The sequence below is a fragment of the Paraburkholderia caffeinilytica genome, assembly GCF_003368325.1.
GTDB lineage: Bacteria > Pseudomonadota > Gammaproteobacteria > Burkholderiales > Burkholderiaceae > Paraburkholderia > Paraburkholderia caffeinilytica.
In genome coordinates, this window is record NZ_CP031467.1 from 1,723,585 (window position 1) to 1,748,964 (window position 25,380).

31 protein-coding genes and 1 tRNA gene are annotated in these 25,380 nt (G+C 62.1%); 1 reads left to right on the forward strand and 31 read right to left on the reverse strand.

Annotated features, from left to right (window positions below):
- Positions 1-58 precede the first annotated feature (58 nt).
- The 8 genes from DSC91_RS23820 to DSC91_RS23855 form a co-directional block, all read right to left on the reverse strand.
- Positions 59-1,183: a methyltransferase gene (locus DSC91_RS23820; protein ID WP_115781153.1), complete on the reverse strand. Its 1,125-nt coding sequence runs from the start codon at positions 1,181-1,183 to the stop codon at positions 59-61.
- A 445-nt stretch (positions 1,184-1,628) separates the two neighbouring features.
- Positions 1,629-1,704: transfer RNA gene (locus DSC91_RS23825), tRNA-Thr, on the reverse strand.
- Between the two features lie 19 nt (positions 1,705-1,723).
- The gene (locus DSC91_RS23830) at positions 1,724-2,254 is read right to left on the reverse strand and encodes a ClpXP protease specificity-enhancing factor (protein ID WP_115781154.1); all 531 of its coding nucleotides are present in this window, start codon (positions 2,252-2,254) and stop codon (positions 1,724-1,726) included.
- A gap of 74 nt (positions 2,255-2,328) precedes the next feature.
- Positions 2,329-2,940, reverse strand: coding sequence for a glutathione S-transferase N-terminal domain-containing protein (locus tag DSC91_RS23835; RefSeq protein ID WP_006052302.1), 612 nt, complete (start codon positions 2,938-2,940; stop codon positions 2,329-2,331).
- A gap of 95 nt (positions 2,941-3,035) precedes the next feature.
- Positions 3,036-3,791, reverse strand: coding sequence for a cytochrome c1 (locus DSC91_RS23840; RefSeq protein WP_115781155.1), 756 nt, complete (start codon positions 3,789-3,791; stop codon positions 3,036-3,038).
- Positions 3,792-3,814: 23 nt separating this feature from the next.
- Complete coding sequence (locus DSC91_RS23845; protein WP_115781156.1) at positions 3,815-5,194, reverse strand: cytochrome b; 1,380 nt, start codon at positions 5,192-5,194, stop codon at positions 3,815-3,817.
- Positions 5,194-5,814, reverse strand: a complete 621-nt coding sequence (gene petA, locus DSC91_RS23850; protein WP_115781157.1) for a ubiquinol-cytochrome c reductase iron-sulfur subunit — start codon at positions 5,812-5,814, stop codon at positions 5,194-5,196. Before petA ends, DSC91_RS23845 begins: the two co-directional genes overlap by 1 nt.
- Positions 5,815-6,035: 221 nt before the next feature.
- Complete coding sequence (locus tag DSC91_RS23855; protein WP_115781158.1) at positions 6,036-6,782, reverse strand: Nif3-like dinuclear metal center hexameric protein; 747 nt, start codon at positions 6,780-6,782, stop codon at positions 6,036-6,038.
- Positions 6,783-6,801: 19 nt separating this feature from the next.
- Here DSC91_RS23855 and DSC91_RS23860 point away from each other — a divergent pair, with 19 nt between their 5' ends.
- Positions 6,802-8,022 (forward strand): Do family serine endopeptidase, encoded by a 1,221-nt coding sequence (locus tag DSC91_RS23860; RefSeq protein WP_115781159.1) that lies wholly within the window; start codon positions 6,802-6,804, stop codon positions 8,020-8,022.
- A gap of 123 nt (positions 8,023-8,145) precedes the next feature.
- Here the strand turns inward: DSC91_RS23860 and tatC are convergent, their stop codons facing one another.
- The 23 genes from tatC to mlaD all read right to left on the reverse strand — a co-directional run bounded on the left by tatC (position 8,146) and on the right by mlaD (position 25,336).
- A complete protein-coding gene (gene tatC, locus DSC91_RS23865) occupies positions 8,146-8,925 on the reverse strand; it encodes a twin-arginine translocase subunit TatC (protein ID WP_115781160.1) in 780 nt (259 codons plus the stop codon).
- A 34-nt stretch (positions 8,926-8,959) separates the two neighbouring features.
- Positions 8,960-9,478 carry a Sec-independent protein translocase protein TatB gene (gene tatB / locus DSC91_RS23870; protein ID WP_115781161.1) on the reverse strand — a complete coding sequence of 173 codons (519 nt, stop codon included), beginning with the start codon at positions 9,476-9,478 and terminating at the stop codon, positions 8,960-8,962.
- Between the two features lie 41 nt (positions 9,479-9,519).
- The gene (tatA, locus tag DSC91_RS23875; RefSeq protein WP_115781162.1) at positions 9,520-9,762 is read right to left on the reverse strand and encodes a Sec-independent protein translocase subunit TatA; all 243 of its coding nucleotides are present in this window, start codon (positions 9,760-9,762) and stop codon (positions 9,520-9,522) included.
- A gap of 261 nt (positions 9,763-10,023) precedes the next feature.
- A complete protein-coding gene (locus tag DSC91_RS23880) occupies positions 10,024-10,389 on the reverse strand; it encodes a histidine triad nucleotide-binding protein (protein WP_115781163.1) in 366 nt (121 codons plus the stop codon).
- Between the two features lie 82 nt (positions 10,390-10,471).
- A complete protein-coding gene (locus DSC91_RS23885; protein ID WP_115781164.1) occupies positions 10,472-10,867 on the reverse strand; it encodes a DUF4870 family protein in 396 nt (131 codons plus the stop codon).
- A gap of 117 nt (positions 10,868-10,984) precedes the next feature.
- Positions 10,985-11,386: a phosphoribosyl-ATP diphosphatase gene (locus DSC91_RS23890; protein WP_115781165.1), complete on the reverse strand. Its 402-nt coding sequence runs from the start codon at positions 11,384-11,386 to the stop codon at positions 10,985-10,987.
- Complete coding sequence (hisI, locus tag DSC91_RS23895) at positions 11,383-11,793, reverse strand: phosphoribosyl-AMP cyclohydrolase (RefSeq protein WP_175172124.1); 411 nt, start codon at positions 11,791-11,793, stop codon at positions 11,383-11,385. Before hisI ends, DSC91_RS23890 begins: the two co-directional genes overlap by 4 nt.
- A gap of 1 nt (position 11,794) precedes the next feature.
- Positions 11,795-12,568, reverse strand: coding sequence for an imidazole glycerol phosphate synthase subunit HisF (hisF, locus tag DSC91_RS23900; protein ID WP_115781166.1), 774 nt, complete (start codon positions 12,566-12,568; stop codon positions 11,795-11,797).
- A gap of 226 nt (positions 12,569-12,794) precedes the next feature.
- Positions 12,795-13,547 (reverse strand): 1-(5-phosphoribosyl)-5-[(5-phosphoribosylamino)methylideneamino]imidazole-4-carboxamide isomerase, encoded by a 753-nt coding sequence (gene hisA, locus DSC91_RS23905; protein ID WP_115781167.1) that lies wholly within the window; start codon positions 13,545-13,547, stop codon positions 12,795-12,797.
- 223 nt (positions 13,548-13,770) lie between these two features.
- Positions 13,771-14,412 carry an imidazole glycerol phosphate synthase subunit HisH gene (hisH, locus tag DSC91_RS23910; RefSeq protein ID WP_115781168.1) on the reverse strand — a complete coding sequence of 214 codons (642 nt, stop codon included), beginning with the start codon at positions 14,410-14,412 and terminating at the stop codon, positions 13,771-13,773.
- On the reverse strand, positions 14,409-15,029 hold the full coding sequence (locus tag DSC91_RS23915; protein ID WP_115781169.1) for a MarC family protein: 621 nt from the start codon (positions 15,027-15,029) through the stop codon (positions 14,409-14,411). Before DSC91_RS23915 ends, hisH begins: the two co-directional genes overlap by 4 nt.
- Before the next feature lie 59 nt (positions 15,030-15,088).
- Positions 15,089-15,676: an imidazoleglycerol-phosphate dehydratase HisB gene (gene hisB / locus DSC91_RS23920; RefSeq protein WP_054036619.1), complete on the reverse strand. Its 588-nt coding sequence runs from the start codon at positions 15,674-15,676 to the stop codon at positions 15,089-15,091.
- Between the two features lie 114 nt (positions 15,677-15,790).
- Complete coding sequence (gene hisC / locus DSC91_RS23925; protein WP_115781170.1) at positions 15,791-16,861, reverse strand: histidinol-phosphate transaminase; 1,071 nt, start codon at positions 16,859-16,861, stop codon at positions 15,791-15,793.
- A 201-nt stretch (positions 16,862-17,062) separates the two neighbouring features.
- Positions 17,063-18,385: a histidinol dehydrogenase gene (gene hisD, locus DSC91_RS23930; protein WP_115781171.1), complete on the reverse strand. Its 1,323-nt coding sequence runs from the start codon at positions 18,383-18,385 to the stop codon at positions 17,063-17,065.
- A 61-nt stretch (positions 18,386-18,446) separates the two neighbouring features.
- Positions 18,447-19,145 (reverse strand): ATP phosphoribosyltransferase, encoded by a 699-nt coding sequence (gene hisG, locus DSC91_RS23935; protein WP_115781172.1) that lies wholly within the window; start codon positions 19,143-19,145, stop codon positions 18,447-18,449.
- Complete coding sequence (gene murA, locus DSC91_RS23940; protein ID WP_308422884.1) at positions 19,142-20,413, reverse strand: UDP-N-acetylglucosamine 1-carboxyvinyltransferase; 1,272 nt, start codon at positions 20,411-20,413, stop codon at positions 19,142-19,144. The genes hisG and murA overlap by 4 nt, the downstream gene beginning before the upstream one ends.
- Positions 20,414-20,515: 102 nt before the next feature.
- Entirely contained in the window at positions 20,516-20,755 is a 240-nt protein-coding gene (locus DSC91_RS23945) for a BolA family protein (protein ID WP_006052280.1), read from the reverse strand.
- Between the two features lie 15 nt (positions 20,756-20,770).
- Positions 20,771-21,535, reverse strand: coding sequence for an ABC transporter permease (locus tag DSC91_RS23950; RefSeq protein ID WP_115781174.1), 765 nt, complete (start codon positions 21,533-21,535; stop codon positions 20,771-20,773).
- On the reverse strand, positions 21,532-22,464 hold the full coding sequence (locus DSC91_RS23955) for an ABC transporter ATP-binding protein (RefSeq protein ID WP_115781175.1): 933 nt from the start codon (positions 22,462-22,464) through the stop codon (positions 21,532-21,534). Before DSC91_RS23955 ends, DSC91_RS23950 begins: the two co-directional genes overlap by 4 nt.
- Positions 22,465-22,689: 225 nt before the next feature.
- Positions 22,690-22,980, reverse strand: a complete 291-nt coding sequence (locus tag DSC91_RS23960) for an STAS domain-containing protein (RefSeq protein ID WP_115781176.1) — start codon at positions 22,978-22,980, stop codon at positions 22,690-22,692.
- Positions 22,977-23,609 (reverse strand): MlaC/ttg2D family ABC transporter substrate-binding protein, encoded by a 633-nt coding sequence (locus DSC91_RS23965; protein ID WP_115781177.1) that lies wholly within the window; start codon positions 23,607-23,609, stop codon positions 22,977-22,979. Before DSC91_RS23965 ends, DSC91_RS23960 begins: the two co-directional genes overlap by 4 nt.
- A 114-nt stretch (positions 23,610-23,723) precedes the next feature.
- Positions 23,724-24,761 carry an MlaA family lipoprotein gene (locus DSC91_RS23970; protein WP_115781178.1) on the reverse strand — a complete coding sequence of 346 codons (1,038 nt, stop codon included), beginning with the start codon at positions 24,759-24,761 and terminating at the stop codon, positions 23,724-23,726.
- Between the two features lie 11 nt (positions 24,762-24,772).
- The gene (mlaD, locus tag DSC91_RS23975) at positions 24,773-25,336 is read right to left on the reverse strand and encodes an outer membrane lipid asymmetry maintenance protein MlaD (protein ID WP_115783463.1); all 564 of its coding nucleotides are present in this window, start codon (positions 25,334-25,336) and stop codon (positions 24,773-24,775) included.
- Positions 25,337-25,380 lie beyond the last annotated feature (44 nt).

The window sequence follows — 25,380 nt, forward strand, 5'->3', positions numbered from 1 at the left end:
CGCCGCTCGTCAGCGGCGCCTCGTTGCGCGTCATCGCGCTCCCTCTGCCTGCCACCGTTTAGCGCGCCTTCAGACGCCACAGCGACGTCACTTCAGCCATGCGCGCCGTATGCAGCGCGTCGGTTTCATCGGTCGACTTCGGGTGCCGTGGACGAATATCCTCGCGACCCACCACGGTCAGCCCCGCCTTTTCTATGGCGGCAAGCAGCCACTCGCGCGTACGCAATCCGAGATGCTCGGCGAAGTCCGACATGATCAGCCAGCCTTCCCCGCCCGGTGACAAATGCTCCGCCAGGCCGTTCAGGAAGCCGAGCAGCATGCGGCTTTCCGAATCGTAGATCGCGTATTCGATCGGTGACGCGGGCCGCGCCGGCACCCACGGCGGATTGCAGATCACCAGCGGCGCACGGCCTTCCGGAAACAGATCGGCCTGCACGACCTCGACTTGCTGATCGTAGCCGAGACGCGTGAGGTTCTCGCGCGCGCACGCCAGCGCTCGCGGGTCCTGGTCGGTCGCGATGATTTTCTTCACACCGCGTTTGGCGAGCAGCGCGGCCAGCACGCCCGTACCCGTGCCGATATCGAACGCCTTGTTCAGCGACGGCAACGGCGTGCGCGCGACCAGATCCACATATTCGCCGCGCACCGGTGAAAACACGCCGTAGTGCGGATGAATGCGCTCGCCCAGCACTGGAATTTCCACACCCTTCTTGCGCCACTCGTGCGCACCGATCAGACCGAGCAATTCGCGCAGCGACACGACCGAGGGTTCGTCGGTCGGCAGCCCGTAGGTTTCGATGCAGGCCTGTTGCACGTCTGGCGCTCGGCGCAACGGAATCGTGTAGGCGGCGTCGAGCGGAATCAGGATCATGCCGAGCGTGCGGGCGCGTTGCGACTGCGCCTGACGATGCAGGTTGAACGCGTCGATCGGCGTTTCGCCCTGCCTGCGCGGCTTGCGCTCCAACCGGCGCGTGACCGCCTGCAGCAACTGACGGGCGTTCTGAAAATCGCCGTTCCAGAGCAGCGCGGTGCCTTCGCACGCGAGACGGTAGGCGGAGTCGGCGGTAGTGCGGTCGTCGGCGACGATTACGCGCTTGGGCGGCGGCACCGCGGCTTCGGAGCGCCAACGCGCAGTGCGGGGGCCGTCGGCTTCGGGCCAGGTGAGGGTTGCGGGGCTGGTCATGATGAAGGTGGGGTCTGTGTTGCGGAAGTGACGCGGCGAAACACCGCGTCTTGGGGGCGTTGCCCGCCGGAGTGACTGATCGTGATGCCGACTGACGCCCGAATAGTACCTCTGTCGGTCAGATTCGCGGGGCGGTATCTGTTGGCGGCCGCCCGAAGAGGCTGATGCCACCGTCTCCTGCTGCGGTCCACCGGCAAGACGTAGACTAAAATGTCCACAATCGACAAGGTGAAAGAGATATGGCGAAAACGAGCCTTCTGGGGTCTCGCCAATACCTTGAGTCGACAAGCCTTCAAGTCCCCCAGTCGTGAAGCAAGGGCCGCCGCAAGCAAACCCAACACGTCTCGGACAGCATCCAGCCGTTCGCTTGCAGCGCACTCGCGGCCGGATATCTGAAATAAAAAACGGGTTTCTGAAATGATTCAGAAACCCGTTTTCATACTACTGGTGCCGGCTGCAGGACTCGAACCCGCCACCTCATGATTACAAGTCAAGCGCTCTACCTGATGAGCTAAGCCGGCATGAGGCCGTGATTCTACTTCATTTCACGATCTTGAGGCGAGCCCTTCCGCCACCTTTTGATCCGTCATCGTCAGGCTGCGGACCTTCGGTCGCGCTATCCGCCTTGGCGGAGGCAGCATCGGCGGCGGAAGACGACGTTTCGACCGCACGCGGCGCCACGCTGACGGGCGCGGCGGGCGACTCGGTTTCGTCGGCCTGTTCCGCGTCCGCGCCCGAATCCTGCGCTTCACCGCCCGCCGATTCGACCGGGAACGCCATGCCCTGCCCATTTTCACGCGCGTAGATCGCGAGAATATTGGCGATCGGCACTTCGATCTTGTGCGACTTGCCGGAAAAGCGCGCGCTGAACTCGATCCATTCATTGCCCATCTGCAACTGGCTGGTCGCCTCGAAGCTGATGTTCAATACGATCTCGTTATCGCGCACGAACTGGCGCGGCACGCGCGTCTGATTGTCGACCCGGACCGCGATATGCGGCGTGTAGCCGTTATCCGTACACCACTCGTACAGCGCGCGCAGCAGATAAGGCTTGGTGGAAATCTCTTGCATCAACAGTCCTCTTACCGGGTTTGGGCGCACACGGAAAACAATCGAGACGCGGCGCCCTCACCCCAAAGCCAAACTCAACGACGCATCACCTTTTCCGAAGGTGTCAGCGCTTCGATATAAGCCGGGCGGCTGAAAATGCGCTCGGCGTACTTCATCAGCGGTGCAGCGTTCTTCGACAGCTCGATGCCGTAGTGATCCAGACGCCACAGCAACGGCGCGATCGCGACGTCCAGCATCGAGAACTCTTCGCCGAGCATGTACTTGTTCTTCAGGAAGATCGGGGCGAGCTGCGTCAGGCGATCGCGGATCGCGAGACGTGCCTTCTCGTGATTCTTTTCAGCGGCCTTGCCCTTTTCGTTTTCGAGGGTGCCGACGTGAACGAACAGTTCCTTTTCGAAGTTCAGCAGGAACAGACGGGCGCGGGCGCGCTGAACCGGATCGGCCGGCATCAGTTGCGGGTGCGGGAAGCGCTCGTCGATGTACTCGTTGATGATGTTCGATTCGTACAGAATCAGGTCCCGTTCGACGAGAATCGGCACCTGACCATACGGATTCATCACAGCGATGTCTTCCGGCTTGTTAAACAGGTCGACGTCGCGGATCTCGAAGTCCATGCCCTTTTCGAACAACACCAGCCGGCAGCGCTGGGAGAACGGGCAAGTTGTGCCGGAATACAGAACCATCATATTTACGTTTCCTCAAAAAGCTGAAAGGCCAGCGCGCGGAAAAACCGTTCAGCAGGTTTTTCCTGGCGCCGGCCCCACGCCGGGTGACGGCGTGATTATTTGATATGTTTCCAGTACGCGGCGTTCAGTCGCCAGGCGAAAAAGCTCAGGATGCCGAGGAACAGCAGCACCCACACGCCAAGCTGTTTGCGGGTTTTCTGCGTCGGTTCGGACATCCATGACAGGTACGACACGAGGTCGGCCACAGCAGAATCATAATCTACCGGCGACATCGTCCCCGGCGTGACCTGTTGGAAGCCGACAAATTTGTGCACCGTTTCGCCTGTTTTTTCGTCGACTGCGTCACCGAATTTCGCGGTACGTTGCCCCTGAAGCTGCCACAGCACATGAGGCATGCTCACGTTTTCATACACCAGATTGTTCCAGCCGGTCGGCCGCGTATTGTCGCGATAGAAGCTGCGCAGGTACGTGTACAACCAGTCCTTGCCGCGCGCCCGTGCTTCCACCGACAAATCCGGCGGACTCGCGCCGAACCACGCTTTCGCGTCGTCCGGGCGCATCGCCACAGTCATGGTGTTGCCGACTTTATCCGTGGTGAACAGCAGGTTGGACTGGATTTCGCTCGGCTTGATGCCAAGGTCGGTCAGCCGGCTGTAGCGCATCAGATTCGCGCTATGGCAATTCAGGCAGTAGTTTACAAACAATTGGGCGCCGTGCTGCAACGAAGCAAAATTCTCCGCGTTATCGGGCGCGCGGTCGAGAGGGAAATTCTCGTCCGCGTGCGCCGGTCCAGCCAGCACCGCGAGCAGTGTCGCGCCGATCAGCGCGCACTTCGTAAGCAGTTTTTTCATCTTCGTATTCTCCTGGCTCGCGATTAGTGAGGCTTGAACCGCACCCGTTCGGGCGGCTGCTTGAACGTGCCAAGCCGCGTCCAGAACGGCATACCGAGGAAAAATGCGAAGTAGATCAGGGCGCAGATCTGGGCGATCAACGTGGCGGCCGGCGACGGCGGCTTCGTGCCGAGGAAGGCCAACGTCAGGAACGCGGCCACGAAGATTCCGTAGAACACCTTGTGAAAAAACGGCCGGTAACGGATCGACTTCACCGGCGAGCGATCGAGCCACGGCAGGAAGAACAGCGAAATCACCGCGCTGCCCATCACCACCACGCCCCAGAACTTCGATTCGGTGAACGCCATGGCCAGAATCACCAGCACGGCGAGCACGGGCAAGCCGAGCTTCCATTTGCCGCGTGCGCGGACCAGCGCGAGCAGGCCGAGCAACGCGATCACAACCATCAGCACGATCTTGAACGGATCGGTCGTGGCGCGCAGCATCGCGTAGAAAGCCGTGAAGTACCACACCGGGGCGATCTCCGGCGGCGTTTGCAGCGGATTGGCCGGGACGAAGTTATTCGCCTCGAGGAAGTAGCCCCCCATCTCCGGTGCGAAGAAGATGATCGCCGCGAAAATCAGCAGGAACACCGACACGCCCATGAAATCGTGCACCGAGTAATACGGGTGGAACGGGATGCCGTCGAGCGGAATGCCGTCCGGACCCTTCTTCGCCTTGATCTCGATGCCATCGGGGTTGTTCGACCCCACTTCGTGCAGCGCCACCAGGTGCGCGACCACCAGCCCGATCAGCACCAGCGGGATCGCAATCACGTGGAACGCGAAGAAACGGTTCAGCGTGACGTCCGAGACCACATAGTCGCCACGAATCCACAGCGACAGGTCCGGTCCGATGAACGGAATCGCCGAAAACAGGTTCACGATTACCTGCGCGCCCCAGAACGACATCTGGCCCCACGGCAGCAGGTAGCCGAAGAACGCCTCGGCCATCAGGCACAGAAAGATCGCGCAGCCGAAGATCCACACCAGCTCGCGCGGCTTGCGGTAAGAGCCGTACATGAGCCCGCGGAACATGTGCAGATACACGACGACGAAGAACATCGACGCGCCCGTGGAGTGCATATAGCGGATCAGCCAGCCCCACGGCACCTCGCGCATGATGTACTCGACCGACGAAAACGCGAGCGTCGCGTCGGGCTTGTAGTTCATCGTGAGGAAAATGCCGGTGACGATCTGATTGACCAGCACCAGCAGCGCGAGCGAACCGAAGAAGTACCAGAAGTTGAAGTTCTTCGGCGCGTAGTACTCGGAAACGTGCTTTTTCCAAGTGGACGTCATGGGAAACCGGCGGTCGATCCAGCCGGCCAGCCCGGTTGTCTCTACTTCGTGTTCGATCGCCATTACGCTTCTCCTTTCTCGTCCTTGCCGATCACGAGGCCGGTGGCCGACGTGAACATGTAAGGCGGGATGTCGAGGTTCTGCGGCGCAGGTTTGTTCTTGAAGACGCGGCCGGCCATGTCGTAGGTCGAGCCGTGGCAAGGGCACAGAAAGCCGCCTGGCCAGTCGTCGGGAAGATTGGGCTGCGCGCCCTCCTGGAAGCGCGGCGTCGGCGTGCAGCCCAGATGGGTGCACACGGCGACGGCGACGAAAAGGTTCTTGTGATCGGTGCGCGAACGGAATTCGTTGTTGCAGTACTCCGGCAACGGCATCGAAAAAGGATTCGTGGTGTGAGGATCCGCTACTTCGTTATCGGCTTTCTGAACATCGGCGAGCATTTTGTCGGTGCGGTTGATGATCCACACCGGCTTACCGCGCCAGGCGACGGTCTTCATGTCGCCGGGTTTGAGATCGCTGATATCGACTTCGACCGGGGCGCCCGCCGCCTTGGCCTTTTCAGATGGTGCAAACGAACTAACAAAGGGTACGACAGTGGCAACGCCTCCTATGCCACCTGCTACGGTCGTCGCTATCAGCCAGGTACGGCGGCCGCCGTCGACGCGTTCATCTTCCTTGTCTCGCATTACACGCCCCACTTCTGAGTTGGATTTTTCCTTCACGTCGCTTCTACCGCCGCTAGTTTGCGCGAATGGAGTCGGCATTTACAAGGCCCCATTGCCAAAAACCGTGCGAAGCCCTTGATAAGTCAGGGTTTCTCCGTACGCATCGCAAACTTTTTCGTACCTCCTTTTAAGCGCCCTCTACGTTATTCGTGCCTTTTTCTTATCTAATGCCGAATTTCAATTCAAACGGGATTGGGGATATCGATAAACACGTGTTCGATGTCGAACTGCTCGGACAGATGCTTGCCCACCGCCTGCACACCGAAACGCTCGGTGGCGTGATGGCCGGCCGCGAGGAACGCCACCCCGCTTTCCGCTGAGGTATGCATCACCGACTCCGACACTTCGCCGGTCAGGTAGACGTCGGCGCCGGCATTGATCGCGGCGTCGAACATGCCTTGCGCGGCGCCGGTGCACCAGCCCACGCGGCGCAATTCGCGATCCGGGTCGCCGAACACGAGCGGCGTGCGGCCGAGCGTCTGCTCGACTTGCGCGGTGAAGTGCGCGAGCGTGATCGGCATCGGAAACGTGGCGAGCCAGCCGAGATCGTTCTCGCCGAAGCGCGCGTCGCTGATCCAGCCCATCTTCGCGCCGATCTGCGCGTTGTTGCCGAACTCGGGATGGTCGTCGAGCGGCAGGTGATAGGCGAACAGGTTCAGGTCGTTGGCGATCAGCAGCTTCAGGCGCGCGTGTTTGCGGCCGACGATCTGCGGCGCCTCGTTGCGCCAGAAGTAGCCGTGATGAACCAGCACGGCGTCCGCCCCCCAGTCGAGCGCGGCCTCGAGAAAGGCGACCGAAGCCGTCACGCCGGTCGCGAGCTTGTTGACCCGGCGACGCCCCTCCACCTGCAATCCATTGGGGCAATAGTCCTTGAAGCGCGCGGTTTCAAGGAGATTGTTCAAGTACAATTCAAGTTCGATCCGATCCATATAAACCTCTAGTCTTCAGATGCTTAGACGCTTTTGGCTGTTCTTTGCCCAAGCGGTGACTGTGCTGTTGGCGCTGATGTTCATCATTGCGACCCTCAAACCGCAGTGGCTCCAGCGTCAAGGGCAATTCGGCAAGCAACTCGCCGAACCGATCGTCGCTCTTCGGGAAGTGGCGCCAGGCATCGGCACCGGCCCGGCACAGGCGTCTTATGCAGACGCCGCGCAAAAAGCCATGCCCGCGGTGGTCAACGTGTTCTCCAGCAAGGATGGCTCACTGCCGCCCGATCCGCGTGCGAAAGATCCGCTGTTCCGCTACTTCTTCGGCGACAAGAACAAAGGCAAGCAGCAGGAGCAACCCGCGTCGAATCTCGGCTCTGGGGTGATAGTGAGTTCGGAAGGTTACATTCTAACGAACCAGCACGTCGTGGACGGCGCCGATCAGATCGAAATCGCGCTCGCCGACGGCCGCACCACCAACGCCAAGGTGATCGGCGTCGATCCCGAGACCGATCTGGCCGTGCTGAAGGTCAACATGACCAATCTGCCCACCATCACGCTAGGCCGCATGGAGCAGACGCGCGTGGGCGACGTGGTGCTGGCGATCGGCAATCCATTCGGTGTCGGCCAGACGGTGACCATGGGCATTGTCAGTGCGCTCGGGCGCAATCACCTCGGCATCAACACGTTCGAAAACTTCATTCAGACCGACGCGGCCATTAACCCGGGCAATTCGGGCGGCGCGCTGGTCGACGTGAACGGCAATCTGCTCGGCATCAATACCGCCATCTATTCGCGCTCAGGCGGCTCGCTCGGCATCGGCTTTGCGATTCCTGTCTCGACCGCGCGCAGCGTGCTGGAGAGCATCATCACAACGGGCTCGGTCACGCGCGGCTGGATCGGCGTGGAACCCCAGGACGTGACGCCGGAAATCGCCGAATCGTTCGGGCTCGAGCAGAAGTCGGGCGCGATTGTCGCAGGCGTGCTGAAGAACGGACCGGCCGACCGTGCGGGCATCAAGCCGGGCGACATCCTGGTGAGCGTGAATGGCCAGGAGATCACCGACACCACGCGCCTGTTGAACGTGATCGCACAGATCAAGCCGGGCACGGCGGCGAAGATTCATCTGGTGCGCAAGAGCCACGAGATCGATCTGGACGTGACCATCGGCAAGCGCCCGCCTCCGCCGAAGCAACCGGCAGAAGACAATGGCGGCGGCGATCAGGACGACGACGGCGGTTGAAGAATACATACGCAACCGCCTCCGCAAAACAAAAAAGGGCAGTCCATTACGGACTGCCCTTTTTGATTCGCGTGGTCGTTGGCTTACCCGCCTGCGCCAACTAGCGTGTGAAGTGCGTGTCGTTCAATTCGGCGAACTTGCGTCTTCAACAACTGCCGGCTGCTTGCCGACAATCAACCGCGCCGCAATGATGCCCGCCTCGTACAGCACGATCAGCGGGATCGCCAGAATCAGTTGCGAGAACACGTCCGGCGGCGTCACCACCGCTGAAATCACAAACGCGCCCACGATCACATACGGACGGATTTCCTTGAGTTTCTTGATGGTCAGCACGTTCATGCGGACCAGCAACACCACGACAATCGGCACTTCGAACGTCACGCCGAATGCGATGAACATGGTCAGCACGAAGCTGAGGTAATTGTCGATATCCGTGGTCATCTCCGCGCCGAGCGGCGCGTTGTAATGCGCCATCACGCGGAAGATGGTCGGAAACACCACAAAGTACGCGAACGCCATGCCGCACAGGAACAGCGTGTAGCTGCTGCCCACCAACGGCCCGACCAGCTTCTTCTCATGCTGATACAAGCCCGGCGCGACGAACGCCCAGATCTGGTACAGCACGATCGGCAGCGCGATCACGAAGGCGACGAGCATGGTCACCTTCATCGGCACGAAGAACGAGCCGGTGACGTCGGTGACGATCATCTTGCCGTCCTTCGGCAGATTCTGCATCAAGGGTCGCGCCAGCAGCCGGAAGATATCCGGCGCCCAATACACGAGCCCGACAAACACCACGATAACGGCAAGGCCGGCGCGGATGATGCGGTCGCGCAATTCAACGAGGTGCGAAATGAAGGTCTCTTCAGTGCCTTCGTCCTGGGTTTGCTGGGGGTCGCTCACACCGGCCCTCGGTTGGAGATTGTCGTTCTGATCATCAGAAGAACCGCGTCGGACGACGCATGGTGGCCGGCGTATGCCGCGCCACGCGCGCCGCGCCCGACTGCACACGCGTGCGGCGCGTGGTGGCGCGCTTGTACCAGGTGGGCATGGCGGTCTGTTTGACGCGCCAGTTCTTGCGTTTGGGGCCTGCCGCCGGCGTGCTGATCGGCCACGAGGCATTGCCGGCATCTTCAAGCGCGCCGCCGGCAATGCTCGGCGACACCGACGTCCCGCTATTCCACGCGTCGTTCAGTTCGGTCTCGTGCTTGCGCAGATTGTCCTGAACGCTGGTTTCGACGTTGCTGGCCGCCGCTTCAAACTCGGTCTTCATGCGACGCAATTCGTCGAGTTCGATTTCACGGGTGACTTCAGCCTTCACGTCGTTGATATACCGCTGCGCGCGGCCGAACAGCGCGCCGGCCGTGCGGGCGACGCGAGGCAGGCGCTCAGGCCCGAGTACGACCAGCGCGACGACGCCGATCAGCGCCATCTTGGTTAGACCGAGGTCCAGCATGAAGTGGAGTGTCCGTCAGTAACGCGCGGTTGGGCCGCGGCTTAGCGGTAATCGCCGGAACGCGGCGTCTTTTCCTTCGCGTCCACGTCCACGGTGCCGTTGCGCGGCAGTTCGCGCTGCTGCTGCGCTTCACCTGCGGGCGTTTCGGCTTCCTTCATGCCTTCCTTGAAGCCCTTCACCGCGCCGCCCAGATCGGTGCCGATATTGCGCAGCTTCTTCGTGCCGAACACGAGCGCCACGATCAACAACACGATCAGCCAATGCCAAATGCTCAACGAACCCATGACTACTCTCCTTAACCCCGACACCGCTTCTCGATGCGGCAAAACTCGTGCGCCTTGCGGCGTGAATCGAAGCGCGTACGCTCCATCTATACGTTGCCGCGAGCTATCCGATTCAGCCCGCGACACGGTGTGCCATTCTGACCTGACGATCGCGTCGGCGTCGTTACAGTGCAGCAAAAACAACGGCCGTAGTATTGTCGACGGCCAAAACTCGCCGCGCGCCTCACAGCCCGCACTTATTTTTCTGAGCCGGTTCTGCTGTCAGCCCATTCGGTGCCACGGACGCGGCCCAGCGAGGATGTGCGCGTGCAGGTGATACACCTCTTGCCCGCCGCCCGGCCCCGTATTGATCACCGTACGGAAACCGGTCTCGCCGCCGGTGTACGCCACGCCCAGCTGGTCGGCCAAACGCGCCACCAGAACAAGCATTCTACCAAGCAGCGGTGCCTCGCTTTCGGTGCAATTCGACAGCGTGGCGACGTGTTTGCGGGGAATCACCAGCACGTGCGTTTCAGCTGCCGGACGGATGTCGCGGAAGGCAACGAATTCCTCGTCTTCATGGACTTTGGTCGACGGAATCTCGCCGGCGGCGATCTTGCAGAAAAGGCAGTTGGGGTCGTGGCTCATCGTATTCCTGACACAGTATGGCTAGAGCGCGAAGCGTGCTGCGGGACGGCTCATGTCTCGCCCGGCCGCAACCGGACCCGACTCAAACCCACCCGCGCGGATTCGCGAACGGCTTGTTATCGTACAGATACAGCCAGCCTTTGATAATACGGTACAACATCCAGATACTGACGGCCCATAGAACCGGAATGCCGATCACCACGAACAGCAGCACGCCGCCAATCGCGTAACCCAGCAAGGCCATCCAGAACGAGCGGATCTGCCACTCGAAATGCGCTTCGTAAGGCGTGCCCACCACATCAGGCCGCTTCACGTAGTTGATGATGATCGCGATCAGAATCGTCAGACCACCCGTCAGCCAATGAACCGCATACAGCGCGTACAGGATATGCGTGAGCGTGCGCAGACTGCGTTCGCGCTCGGGCTCGGTCGCGTTGCGGTAGGCCGGCGGCGGATAATTTCCTTGCGACTGTTCCATGCTTGCGTCCTCCCGAGGATGCGATCCGATGCGTTCAGTGCAATGTGGGTGCCGACGTTCGCCAGTTCAAGACGCGGCTGACACGGTAACGACAAGGCGGCAACAAGGCGGCGACAATCAGTCGCCGTTTTCCTCGCGCTCGCGGCTCTTGCGCAGCGCCTTTTCCTCGATACCCGACAGGCCTTCACGGCGCTCAAGTTCGGCAAGCACGTCAGCCGGGCTCAGGTCGAAATGCGACAGCATCACGAGGCAATGAAACCACAGGTCCGCCACTTCGCCGACCAGCGCTTTCGGCGCGCCGCCGTGACGCGTGTCTTTGGCGGCCAGCACGACTTCGGTGGCCTCTTCACCGATCTTCTTGAGAATCGCGTCATCACCCTTGTGGAACAGGCGCGACACGTACGAGACGTCCGGATCGCCGCCCTTGCGGCTGTCGATGATCGCCGCGAGGCGCAGCAACGTGTCGCGAGTGGACGAAGCGGGTTCCGTGGAGTGCGTGGATTGCGTGGATTGCGTCATTTGTAGATGTGTTCGGGGTCTTTCAGCACGGGATCGACGGCGACCCAATCGCCATCTTCGACCGTGCCTTCAAATTTCTGGAAAAAGCACGAGTGGCGGCCGGTGTGGCACGCGATGCCCGACACCTGCTCGACCTTCAGCAGCACGACGTCTTCGTCGCAATCGAGCCGCACTTCATGCACATGCTGCACATGGCCGGATTCTTCGCCCTTGAACCACAAGCGCTGGCGCGAGCGCGAGAAATACACCGCGCGGCCCAATTCAATGGTTTTCGCCAGGGCTTCGCGGTTCATCCACGCGAACATCAGCACGTCGTTAGTCGACGCCTCCTGCGCGATCACCGGCACGAGGCCGTTCGCGTCCCACCTGACCTTGTCGAGCCACTCTACCGCCGAGGGATTCACCACGTCACAACCTCACCGAAATGCCTTGATCGGCCATGAAGCGCTTGGCCTCGCCCACGGTGTGTTCGCCGTAGTGGAAGATGCTGGCGGCGAGCACTGCGTCCGCGTGGCCGTTCTTGATGCCGTCGGCCAGATGCTGGAGCGAGCCGACGCCGCCCGAGGCGATCACGGGAATCGGCACCGCGTCGGACACCGCCCGCGTGAGCGCCAGGTCGAAGCCGCTCTTCGTGCCGTCGCGGTCCATGCTGGTCAGCAGGATTTCGCCCGCGCCCAGTTCGGCCATCTTGCGCGCCCATTCGACGGCTTCAAGGCCGGTAGCCTTGCGGCCGCCATGCGTGAAGACTTCCCAGCGCGGCGCCTCGCCGTCCGCGGAGACGCGTTTCGCGTCGATGGCGACGACGATGCATTGCGAGCCGTATTTGTCCGTCGCGTCGCGTACGAGTTGCGGATTCGCGACCGCCGACGAGTTCATGCTGATCTTGTCCGCACCCGCGTTCAACAGACGCCGCACGTCTTCGACCGCGCGCACGCCGCCGCCGACCGTGAGCGGAATGAACACCTGGGAGGCGACCGCTTCGATGATCGGCAGGATCAGATCGCGCTGGTCGGAGGTGGCGGTGATGTCGAGGAAGGTCAGTTCGTCGGCGCCCTGATCGTCGTAGCGGCGCGCGATTTCGACGGGGTCGCCGGCGTCGCGCAGCTCGACGAAGTTGACGCCCTTGACCACGCGTCCAGCCGTGACGTCGAGACAGGGGATGATGCGTTTAGCTAGAGCCATGATCTTGCAATTCTGCCAATACCGCTGATGAGGCCGCTCGCGTCAACCTTGAGCGAGCGGCACAGTGCCGGCGCGGCTAGCCGCGTCAGGCCGTAAGGATGTCGAACAGCGACGCCTGCGGCTTGACACGATTTCAGAACGCGCCGTTGCGTGCGCCTTTAGTTCCGCCGCAGCGTCGTCTTCAAATCGATCGCGACGCCTCGCGCTTCGAGCCTTGATTCGAGCCTTAAGCGTCGTCCGATTCGCGCAACCGGTCCGCATGGGTCTGCGCCGCCGCGAAGTCCAGATCGCCCGAGTAGATCGCCCGGCCGCAAATCACGCCTTCGATGCCTTCGTCCTCGACTTCGCATAGCGACTCGATATCGGCGAGGTTCGACAAACCGCCGCTCGCGATCACCGGAATCTTCACCGCGCGGGCGAGACGCACCGTCGCTTCGATGTTGATGCCCTGGAGCATGCCGTCGCGACCGATGTCCGTGTAGATGATCGACTCGCAGCCGTAATCCTCGAACTTGCGCGCCAGATCGGCCACTTCATGGCCGGTCAGCTTGCTCCAGCCGTCTGTCGCGACCTTGCCGTCTTTCGCATCCAGACCGACGATGATATGGCCGCCGAAAGCGGTGCACGCATCCTGCAGGAAGCCGGGATTCTTCACCGCGGCCGTGCCGATGATGACGTACGACAAGCCGTCGTCCAGATAGCGCTCGATCGTGTTCAGATCGCGGATGCCGCCGCCCAGCTGGACGGGAATCTCACCGCCCACTTCCTCGATGATCGCGCGGATCGCGTCTTCGTTTTTCGGCTTGCCGGCGAACGCGCCATTCAGGTCGACGAGGTGCAGACGGCGGGCGCCGCGATCGACCCAATGCCGGGCCATCGCCGCCGGTTCCTCGGAAAATATCGTCGCCTGGTCCATATCGCCCTGTTTGAGGCGTACACAGTGACCATCTTTCAGGTCGATGGCGGGAATCAGCAGCATAGCAATCGGGTGTTGTCTGGGAGGTGGTTGAAGGTCGGCGGCAGCGGCTGACAAGCCAGCCCGCCGCAACGCCGTTTCGCTAGTTTAGTACAACTCTTTCGACGCCCTTGCGCAGCGCCATATTGGAACGCATGGAGCGAAATCGTCTTGCTGCGGTTGCGGCGTGCAACCTCCGCTCCGCTGATGGCGGAACGGCGCACGGCAACGGGATGAAGAAAGGCGCTCACGGGTTCCAGTGCACGAAGTTGCGATACACGCGCAGCCCCGCTTCGGCGCTCTTTTCCGGGTGGAATTGGGTCGCGAAGATGTTATCCCGCGCCACCGCCGAGGTAAAGGGCACACCGTACACCGTTTCGCCCGACGTGTGGGCCGCATTGTCCGGCACGACGTAATAGCTGTGCACGAAGTAGAAGAACGCGTTATCCGCGACGCCGTCCCACAACGGATGCGGCTGCGCCTGGCGCACGCGGTTCCAGCCCATTTGCGGGACCTTGAAGCGCGAACCGTCGTCCTGTACCTGGCCTTCCAGATCGAAGCGCAGCACCTTGCCGGGCAACAGACCCAAGCCGGGCGTACCGCCCTCGGCACTCCAGTCGAACAGCATCTGCTCGCCGACGCACACGCCCATCAGCGGCTTGGTGCGCGAGGCCTCGACGACCGCTTCCTGCAGGCCGGACTCGGCCAGACTGCGCATGCAGTCGGGCATCGCGCCCTGGCCGGGCAGCACCACGCGGTCGGCCGAGCGGATCGCTTCCGGCTGATCGACGATCGCCACGTCCGCTTCCGGCGCGGCGCGGCGCAATGCCTGGGCAACCGAGCGCAGGTTGCCCATTCCGTAATCCACAATCGCTATCGAAGTTTTCATTTCAAGTTAGGCAGCAATGCCTTCAATCCGTCGACGATGAATTCCACTGCCAGCGCCGATAACATCAAACCCATGAGCCGCGTGCCGATATTGATACCCGTGCGACCGACCCAGCGGGCAATCGGTTCAGCGAGCCGCAGCGAAAAGAAGCAGATCGCCGCCAATACGGCGCCGATCGCCACGAGGCTCAACCGGTCGTACCAGTGCGCCGAGCCGGCCGCATAAATGATCGTGGTGCTGATCGCGCCCGGGCCGGTCAGCAGCGGAATCGCCAGCGGCACAACCGCGATGTTGTTCTTCTGCTCGGCTTCATCGCGCTCTTCCGCCGTCGAACGGCTGTTGCCGATCTGCGCGTTCAGCATGTTGATGGCCATCAGCAGCATGATGATCCCGCCGCCCACTTCGAGCGACCCGACCGAAATGCCAAAGAAGCTGATGATCTGCTGTCCGAGCAGCGTCGTCACCGCAATCACGCAAAACACCGAAATCGCCGCGATCTGGATGGTTCTACGCCGCTCGACGTCGCTCTGATTTGCCGTCAGGCTCATGAAGAACGGGATGGCGCCGACCGGATTGATCAGCGCCAGCAGCGAAATAAACGACTTCAGAATATCCATCGCACACCGGGCGCGAGGAAGCGCGGCCGGTCCTGGTCACGAGGCTGGTAAATGAGCGCTTAAAGGCTGCCCTTGGTCGACGGAATCTGCCCCGCCGCGCGTTCGTCCATCTCGACGGCCATGCGCAATGCACGCCCGAACGCCTTGAACACCGTTTCCATCTGATGATGGGCGTTCAGGCCGCGCAGGTTGTCGATATGCAGCGTGACGCCGGCGTGGTTCACGAAGCCGCGGAAAAATTCGATGGAGAGATCGACGTCGAACGTGCCGATGCGCGCGCGCGTGAACGGCACGTGGAATTCGAGGCCCGGACGCCCGGAAAAATCGATCACGACGCGTGACAGCGCTTCGTCGAGCGGCACGTAGGAATGACCGTAGCGGCGGATGCCCTTGCGGTCGCCGATTGCTTTCGCGACGGCCTGGCCGAGCGTGATGCCGACGTCTTCGACCGTATGGTGGTCGTCGATTTCGAGGTCGCCATGCGCTTCGATGTCCAGATCGAACAGTCCATGCCGTGCGATCTGGTCGAGCATATGATCAAGAAACGGCACACCGGTGGCCAGCTTCTGCTGACCGGTGCCGTCCAGATTGATCTTCACACGGATCTGCGTTTCGCTGGTGTTGCGAACGACTTCCGCAAGGCGCATGGTAATTCCTCGAATCTAGCTAGAAAGCGATAGTAGTGTGGGATGGAAAAACGGCGGCCCGCGCGCGCTTTCCGCAGCTTGGGAAAGCGCTCACGCAGCCGTCTGGTACGTCATTCAGTGCAGCACAAGCTTCAGTCCGGCGACCAATTGGGCGTTTTCTTCGGGCGAACCGACAGTCAAACGCACGCAATTGACCAGCAATGGATGCATTTTACTCACGTTTTTGATCAAAACCCGCGCCGCCAGCAGCGTTTCGAACATAACGGATGCGTCAGGCACCCGCACCAGCAGGAAGTTGCCGGCACTCGGGAACACTTCGGCGCCCGGCAATTGGGCCACGGCTTGCGCGAGTTTCGTCCGCTCTTCGCGCAGTTGCTCGGCCTGGGCGTCGAGTACGTCGACGTGGTCGAGCAGGAAGTCGGCGGCGGCTTGCGTCAGCACGTTGGTGTTGTAAGGCGGGCGCACCTTGTCGAACTCGGTGAGCCAGGCGGGCCTGCCGACCAGATAACCCAGGCGGATGCCGGCCAGGCCGAGCTTGGACACCGTCCGCATCACGACGACATTGTCGAACGCATCGGCGCGTGGCAGCCAGCTTTGCTGCGCGAACGGCTGGTACGCCTCGTCGATCACCACGAGGCTTTTGTTTGCCGCGGCGATGATGCGCTCCATGTCCGCGCCGTCGTACAGCGTGCCGGTGGGGTTGTTCGGGTAGGCCAGATAGACGACCGCCGGCTCATGCTCGGCGATCGCCGCCAGCATCGCTTCCGTGTCGAGCGTGAAATCGGCCTTGAGCGGCACGCCGATGAATTCCAGATTCGCCAGCTTCGCCGACATCTGATACATGACGAAACCCGGCATCGGCGCGAGCACCTTGGCGCCCGGCTTCGCGCACGCCACCGACACCATGCTGATGATTTCATCCGAGCCGTTGCCGAGCAGCACGTCGCAACCCGCGGGCACGCCCATCACACGCTTGATCTTTTCAATCAGCGCTTCCGGGCGCGGCGCCGGATAGCGGTTTAGCGCGACGCCGGCCAGATGCTCGCCCAGATGGGCGGCAAGCACCGGAGGTAGTCGAAATGGGTTTTCCATCGCATCGAGCTTGATGTAGCCCGTGGCGTCCGGAACCGGATAGCTCGTCATCGCGAGCACGTCGCGGCGGATGATGTCTTGAGGTGTCGTCATAAGTCAGTGGACCGGGCCGCACGGGAGACGCCGGCCGGGTATCGAGGTATCGGCGGCTTGCGGACTGCCCCAGCTTGGTCTGTATTGTCGTTATTTAACGGGAAATTACGCGAAATCCGTCGGCGGAGTTCGCGGACACCGGTTCGATGCCCGCTTGCGCCATCTTCGGGTTCGCCGCTTCCGGGCGCTTGTTCCTCACCTTCAGCCGTTCTGCCGCATCCGGTATTCGGCGCTGCGGGCATGTGCCTGCAGGCCTTCGCCGTATGCGAGTTCGGCGGCGATCTCGCCAAGCGTCTGCGCGCCGTCCGCGCTGACCTCGATTACGCTCGACCGCTTGAAAAAATCGTAGACGCCCAGCGGCGACGAGAACCGCGCGGTACGCGACGTAGGCAGCACGTGATTCGGCCCCGCGCAGTAGTCCCCGAGGCTTTCGCTGGTATAGCGGCCAAGGAAGATCGCACCGGCGTGACGGATCAGCTGGCCCCATTGATGCGGCTCCAGCGCGGAGATTTCGAGGTGTTCCGGTGCGATGTCGTTGGCGATCGCGCAGGCTTCGGCCATATCGCGCACCTTGATCAACGCACCGCGGCCTTCGAGCGACGCGCGGATCACGTCCTGGCGCGGCATGGTCGGCAGCAGCTCGTTGATCGCGTCGCGTACGCGGGCGATGAATGCATCGTCCGGGCACAGCAGGATGGATTGCGCGAGCTCGTCGTGCTCCGCTTGCGAGAACAGGTCCATCGCGACCCAGCGCGGGTCCGTCGTGCCGTCGCACAAGACGAGAATTTCCGACGGCCCGGCGATCATGTCGATCCCGACCGTGCCGAACACGCGGCGCTTGGCCGAGGCGACATAGGCATTGCCCGGGCCGCAGATCTTGTCGACCGCCGGCACCGTTTCCGTGCCGTACGCCAGCGCGCCCACCGCCTGCGCGCCGCCGATCGTGAACACGCGATCCACGCCGCCCAGCAACGCGGCCGCCAGCACGAGCGGATTCTTCACGCCGTCCGGCGTGGGCACGACCATGACGATTTCGCGCACGCCGGCCACGCGCGCCGGAATCGCGTTCATCAACACCGACGACGGATACGCCGCCTTGCCGCCCGGCACGTAGATACCCGCGCGATCCAGCGGCGTGACCTTCTGGCCGAGCACCGTGCCGTCGGCTTCCGTGTACTGCCAGCTATGGCTGCCGCACTCGATCTTCTGCTTCTCGTGGTAACCGCGCACGCGCGCCGCCGCCGCTTCGAGCGCCGCGCGGCGCTTCGGCTCGAGGCCTTCCAGCGCCGCTTCCAGTTCGGACATCGGCAACTCGAGCGACTCGACGCTCTTCGCCTCGACGCGGTCGAAGCGGTTCGTGTACTCGAGCACCGCGGCGTCGCCGCGCGCCTTCACGTCGTTCAGAATCTGCGCGACCGAGCGCTCGATTGCTTCGTCTTCGCTCGCCTCGAACGCGAGCACCGCGTGCAGCAACTTCTGGAAGTCGGGCGAGCTGGAATCGAGTTTGCGAATCTTGATAGACATACGGGTATCCGTTTCGGTAAGGCGCGCGTTAAAAGTTCGACCACGCGCGTGGCCAAACTGTTCAGGCTGCCGCAGTGCCGGCTTTCGACGCGCGTTCGAATGCGTCGAGGATCGGCCGCAGCGCGGCGCGTTTGAGCTTCAGCGCCGCCTGGTTCACAACGAGGCGCGACGAAATCTGCATGATCTCTTCCACCTCGACAAGATTGTTGGCACGCAAGGTATTGCCCGAACTCACCAGGTCGACGATCGCGTCCGCGAGGCCGACCAGCGGCGCCAGTTCCATCGAACCGTACAGCTTGATCAGGTCGACGTGGACGCCCTTGGCGGCAAAATGCTCACGTGCGGTTTCAACGTACTTGGTGGCCACGCGCAGGCGTGCGCCCTGGCGCACCGCGTTCGCGTAGTCGAAACCGGCCGCCACCGCGACCGACATCCGGCAGCGCGCGATATCCAGGTCGACCGGCTGGTACAGCCCGCTGCCGCCGTGCTCGAGCAACACGTCCTTGCCGGCCACGCCGAAGTCGGCCGCGCCGTACTCGACGTAGGTCGGCACGTCCGTTGCGCGCACGATGATAACGCGCAGGTTCGCGTCTGTTGTGGGCAGAATCAGCTTGCGTGATGTTTCCGGATCTTCCGCGACCTCAATACCGGCTGCGGCGAGCAGCGGCAGCGTCTCTTCGAAGATACGCCCTTTCGACAAAGCCAGCGTGAGCGGTGCGCTCACAGCCGGCGAAGACGACGTTTGCGGCATCGAGCTCATGCCTGGCTCCCCGAGATACGGCGCACCCTGGCGCCGATGGCATTGAGCTTGGTCTCCATCCGGTCGTAGCCACGATCCAGGTGATAGATACGATCGATCAGCGTTTCGCCTTCGGCACGCAGCGCGGCGATCACGAGACTCGCCGACGCACGCAGGTCGGTGGCCATCACCTTCGCGCCGGACAGCTTCTCGACGCCGGTCACGAGCGCAGTGTTGCCGTCGATCGTGATGTTCGCGCCGAGGCGGTTCAGTTCCTGCACGTGCATGTAGCGGTTCTCGAAGATCGTCTCGACGACTTGCGAGGTGCCGTCCGCGATCGTGTTGAGCGCCATGAACTGCGCCTGCATGTCGGTCGGGAACGCGGGGTATTCGGACGTGCGGAAGCTCACCGCGCTCGGACGCTTGTCCATGCGCACACGGATCCAGTCATCGCCCTCTTCGACCGTGACGCCGGCTTCGCGCAGCTTCTCGATGACGGCTTCGAGGATCAGCGGACGCACCTTGCGCAACGTGACATCGCCGCCGGCAGCAGCGACGGCGCACAGGAACGTACCGGCCTCGATGCGATCCGGAATCACCGTGTGCTTTGCACCATGCAGCTTATCGACGCCCTGGATCACCAGACGGTCGGTGCCGATACCTTCGATCTTCGCGCCCATCTCGACCAGCAGATGCGCGAGGTCACCCACTTCCGGTTCACGCGCGGCGTTCTCGATGACCGTTTCGCCTTCGGCCAGCACCGCTGCCATCAACAGGTTTTCGGTGCCCGTCACGGTAATCATGTCGGTCACGATGCGCGCGCCCTTCAGGCGCTTCGCACGCGCTTCGATGAAGCCGTGCTCGATCGTGATCTCGGCGCCCATGGCCTGCAGACCCTTGATGTGCTGATCCACCGGACGCGCGCCGATGGCGCAGCCACCCGGCAGCGACACCCGGGCGTGACCGAAGCGCGCGACCAGCGGGCCGAGCACGAGGATCGACGCACGCATGGTCTTCACCATTTCGTAAGGCGCAACGAGGTTGTCGACCTTCGACGCATCCAGCGACACGCCCCCCTCACCGCTCTCGATCTGCACGCCCATCTGACCGAGCAGCTTGAGCATCGTGCGCACGTCCTGCAAGTCGGGCACGTTGGCCAGATGCACCGGCTCCGCGCTGAGCAGACTTGCGCACAGGATCGGCAACGCCGCGTTCTTGGCGCCTGAGATGACGACTTCACCCGACAGCGGGTAGCCACCTTCAATGACGAGTTTATCCATGCCTGTCAGTTCCTGATTGACCCGGACTTCGGCCGGGCCTGCTTTAACCGTGTTCGGCGCGCCGCTACCGGCATCGCGCCCTTCCTGAGTAATTCGCACTAAATTTCCAGATTACGCGTTCTGCCATTCGGCGGGCGTCAGCGTCTTCATGCTGAGCGCGTGGATTTCTTCGCGCATGCGGTCGCCGAGCGCCGCATACACGAGTTGGTGGCGCTGGATCAGACGCTTGCCTTCGAAGCTCGGCGAGACGATGGTCGCAAAGAAATGCTGACCGTCGCCCTCGACTTCGAGATGCTGGCAAGCGAGCCCAGCTGCGATGTATTGCTTGACCTGTTCGGGAGTCGGCAACATGAGAGATGCTCCTGATCAGTGGCGCAGTTTGTAGCCGGAGGCGAGCATGCGCATCGCCACCACGGCCAGCACCACAAAGAAACCGGCAACGATCGCAAGGCTCGCGAGCGGATTGATATCCGACATCCCGAAGAAACCGTAGCGAAAGCCGTCGATCATGTAGAAAAAGGGATTGAGCCGCGACACTTCGCGCCACACCGGTGGCAGCGTGTGCGTCGAGTAGAACACGCCCGAGAGGAACGTGAGCGGCATAATCAGAAAGTTTTGAAACGCGGCGAGCTGATCGAACTTCTCAGCCCAGATGCCCGCGATCAAGCCCAGCGTGCCAAGAATCGCCGCGCCGAAAATCGCGAACGCGATGATATAAAGCGGCGCGCTGAAGCTGACCGGCACGAACCAGATCGTCACGATGAACACGCCGAAGCCTACCGCGAGACCGCGGGCCACGGCCGCGAGCACATACGCACCGAACATCTCGTAGTGCGACAACGGCGGCAACAGCACGAACACCAGGTTGCCGGTGATCTTCGACTGGATCAGCGAGGACGAGCTATTCGCAAATGCGTTCTGCAACACGCTCATCATCACGAGGCCGGGAATCAGGAAGCTCGTGTACTCGACACCCGGATAGACCTGAACGTGGCCACGCAACGCGTGGCCGAAGATCGTCAGATACAGCAGCGCAGTGATGACCGGCGCCAGCACGGTCTGGAACGCCACCTTCCAGAACCGCAGGATTTCCTTGTAAAACAGCGTGCTGAAACCACTGTAGCCGCTCATGCCAGCCCCTCGATCACTTCCGGACCGTTCATCACCTGAACGAACACATCTTCGAGATCGGCTTTGCGAACCTCGATTTCTTCGAATGCGCAGCCCGCCGCGCGGCACTGCGCGAGAATCCGCTCGACGTCGTCATAGCTCGCGAGCCGCAGCAGATGCTGGCGGCCGTTGCCGTTGCCCGAACCACTTTCCACTTCGAGCGGACGCAACTCAGCCGGCAACACGCCTTGCGCAAAACGCAGGAACAGCTGCATGCCGGCGAAGCGCTGCAGCAGCGTGCTGGTGCGCTCGAGCGCGACGACCTCGCCACGCCGCAGCATCGCGATGCGGTCGCACAGCGATTCGGCTTCTTCCAGATAGTGCGTGGTCAGCACGATCGTGTGCCCTTCGCGATTCAGGCGCGAGATGAACTTCCACAAGGTTTGACGCAGTTCGACGTCGACGCCCGCGGTCGGCTCGTCCAGTACGATCACCGGCGGCCGATGCACCAGCGCCTGCGCCACGAGCACGCGGCGCTTCATGCCGCCCGACAGCGCGCGCATGTTGGCGTCGGCTTTCTCGGTGAGGTCGAGATTGGCCATGATCTCGTCGATCCACGCGTCGTTATTGCGCAACCCGTAATAGCCGGACTGGATGCGCAAGGTTTCGCGCACCGTAAAGAAAGGATCGAACACGAGCTCCTGCGGCACCACGCCGAGCGCGCGGCGCGCGTCGCGGAAATCGCTGACTACGTCATGGCCGCGGACCGCGATGCTGCCTTCGTCGGCGCGCGCGAGACCGGCGAGTATGCTGATGAGCGTCGTCTTGCCCGCGCCGTTCGGACCGAGCAGTCCGAAGAACTCGCCTTCTTCCACCGTGAGGCTGACGCCCTTGAGCGCTTGCAAATCTTTGTAGCGCTTCTTGACGTTACGAATTTCTATGGCTGACATGACTGTGGGCCGCGTGCGTCGCGGCGCCTAAAGGAGCCCCGAGGGGGCGCAAAAGTGCTGGGAGGGACGAAATTGGGGCCGGTTATATGCCCCGAAAAACGTTTGATTATAGGGCAAAAATCGGCAGCCCCGGCTCGGCCGGGGCGATTGGAAGCGACGCTATGGGAGCGTCAATGTCGCGCCGGCGCAACCAGCTTGCGCGGAACTCGAGCAAGCGCCAAAGCGCTAGCTCCAGTCGACAAGGGTATCGACGCCGTAGGCTTGTGCGAGGCTGGCGAGACCAGCCGGCAGGTTGACGATCTCGAACGCGATGCCGCGGGCCTGAGCGGCACGCGTCCACGCGAGCAGGACGGCAAGCGCGGACGAATCGAATTGCGCGAGCGGCGCGCAATCCACGCCGTTCGCACCCGCGGCAATGCGCTGCAAACCCGCTTCGAGCGCGGCTTTCGCGCTCTCGTGGGTCAACGTCGCGCCGCTTTCGAAGTGGCTTACGACGGCGTTCAGCACTTCGCTCACGACTGCTTGCCTGCGGCGAGTTGCTGGTTACGCTGCGTGAGGAACTGGATCAGTCCGTCCACGCCCTTCTGCTGGATCTGCTCGCTGAACTGCTGCTGATACGCCTGGATGAGCCACGCGCCGAGCACGTTGATGTCATACACGCGCCAGCCGTTCGGCGTCTTGTACAGACGGTAGTCGAGTTCGATCGGCGAGCCGTTGTTCATCACGACCGAGCGCACCACCGTGTCGGTGTCGTCCGGATTCATGCGGAACGGCTTGTACTGGATCTGCTGGTCGCGCACTTGCGCCAACGCACCCGAATACGTGCGGATCAACAGCATCTTGAATTGCTCGACCACGGCGTTTTGCTGCTCCGGCGTCGCGGTGCGCCAGTTGCGCCCCATCGCCAGTTGCGTGGTACGGCGGAAATCGGTGTACGGCAGGATCTTTTCGTTGACGAGCTGCGTGATATGGGTGATGTCGCCTTGCTGGATCGACTTGTCGGCGTGGATCGAGTCGATCACCTGCTGGGTGACGGTCTTAACCAAAGTATCGGGCGAACTCGAATCGACAGTTTGTGCCGATGCACCAGCACTGGCGAACGAGAACAACGCAGCAAACAGCGGAATCAGGAAGAATTTTTTCATATCGAACCTTGCCTTAAAAATAGTGCAACCGTTTGAACCGACATTAGCACGCGAGTTCAGCAGCAATCCATGCGCAAACTGCGAGAGTCGTATCGAGGTGTTACGGCCGCACGATCAACGCAATTTGAATGACGGAAAGCTGAAACGCGTCGGCGGAACCAGTTGACCGGCTGGAATCTGCGTCGTTTCCGGACCGCCGTTCAGGTCGAGCGGCGGCGTTTCCGAGCTGCCGGAGGCGGCTTCAGGTGCGGCCGCCGTGCCGGTTGCACCCGTGGTAGCCCCGGTGGTTGCACCCGCTGCCGAAGCAGCTTGCGGCGGCGTTGCCGCTGCCGTACCGGACGCAGGCGCCGCCTTTGCCGCGGCACCTTGCGTGCCAGCCGCACCGCTATCGACGTCCTCGTACTTCGGCAGCGGCGCTTCATCGCCGTAGTTCGGCAGCGACTGCGATTGCTTGCCGTCCGACAGCAAATACTGGCGGCGTTGCAGATACGCGTTGCGCACGAACGAATACTTATCCAGCGCGGCGCCTTCCAGCACGTCGCTCGCGTTCAGCAGATTCGCACGCGTGTTGATCACGTTCAGGCCGTACAGCGCCCAGCTCAGGCCATCCGGGTGAATGTAGCTAAGCGGATTCACGTAGTAATTGCCGATCGAGCCGACCGCGTCGCGCAGCGTGCTCGGCCCGAACAGCGGCAGCACGAGGTAGGGACCCGACGGCACGCCGTAGTGGCCGAGCGTCAGGCCGAGGTCGTTGTCGTGCTTGGGCAGCTTGGCGAGCGTCGCCACATCGAACAGACCGCCGACGCCGAACACCGTGTTGATCACGATCCGCATGATGTCTTCGACGCCATCGGTGATCTTCAGCTGCAGCAGATTGTTCGCCGCGATGTAGACGTCGCCGATGTTCGAGAAGAAGTTGGTGACGCTGTCGCGCACCGGTTGCGGCGTGATGGACACGTAGCCCTTCGCGACCGGCTTCAGCGCGTACTGATCGAGCTTGTCGTTGACGGTGAAGATGGTGCGGTTCAAGCCCTCGAGCGGGTCGCCCTTGGTCGGCGTCTGCACGGTCGAGCAGCCGGCGAGCGTAGCGGCCGCGAGCGCGAACGTCGCTATCTGGACGGTGCGCGCACCTCGTTTGCGTAGGGTCTGCATTTTTATTCTCCTTATTGACCGGCCGCGCCAGAGGCGGGCGGAGTCGGCGCCGCCGGCGCGGGCGCCGTGGCAGGGGCGGCCGCAGGTGCAGCCGAGCCCGCGCCCGGCTTGGATGCGCCCGAGTCCGCGGCCTTGCTATACAGGAATTGTCCGATCAGGTTTTCCAGCACGATTGCCGATTGTGTCATCGAGATCGTGTCACCCGCTTTAAGCGTCTCGCTGTCGCCACCGGGTTCGAGCCCGATGTATTGCTCGCCGAGCAGACCGGAGGTCAGAATCTTCGCCGACGTGTCTTTCGGAAACGGGTATTGCTTGTCGATATCGATCGTGACGACAGCCTGATAGGCATTGCTGTCAAAGCCGATCGAGGCAACCCGGCCGACCGTCACGCCCGCGCTCTTCACCGGTGCGCGCGCCTTCAGTCCGCCGATATTGTCGAACTTGAGCTTGATCGGATACGTTGCCTGAAACGACAACGAGCTCATGTTGCCGGCCTTCAGCGCGAGAAACAGCAACGCCACGAAACCCAACACCACGAACAAGCCGACCCAGAAGTCGAGAGCAGTCTTTTTCATCGTCATCCCAAAGTGAATCCGCCACGCTGCTCCCGCTCGCGTCA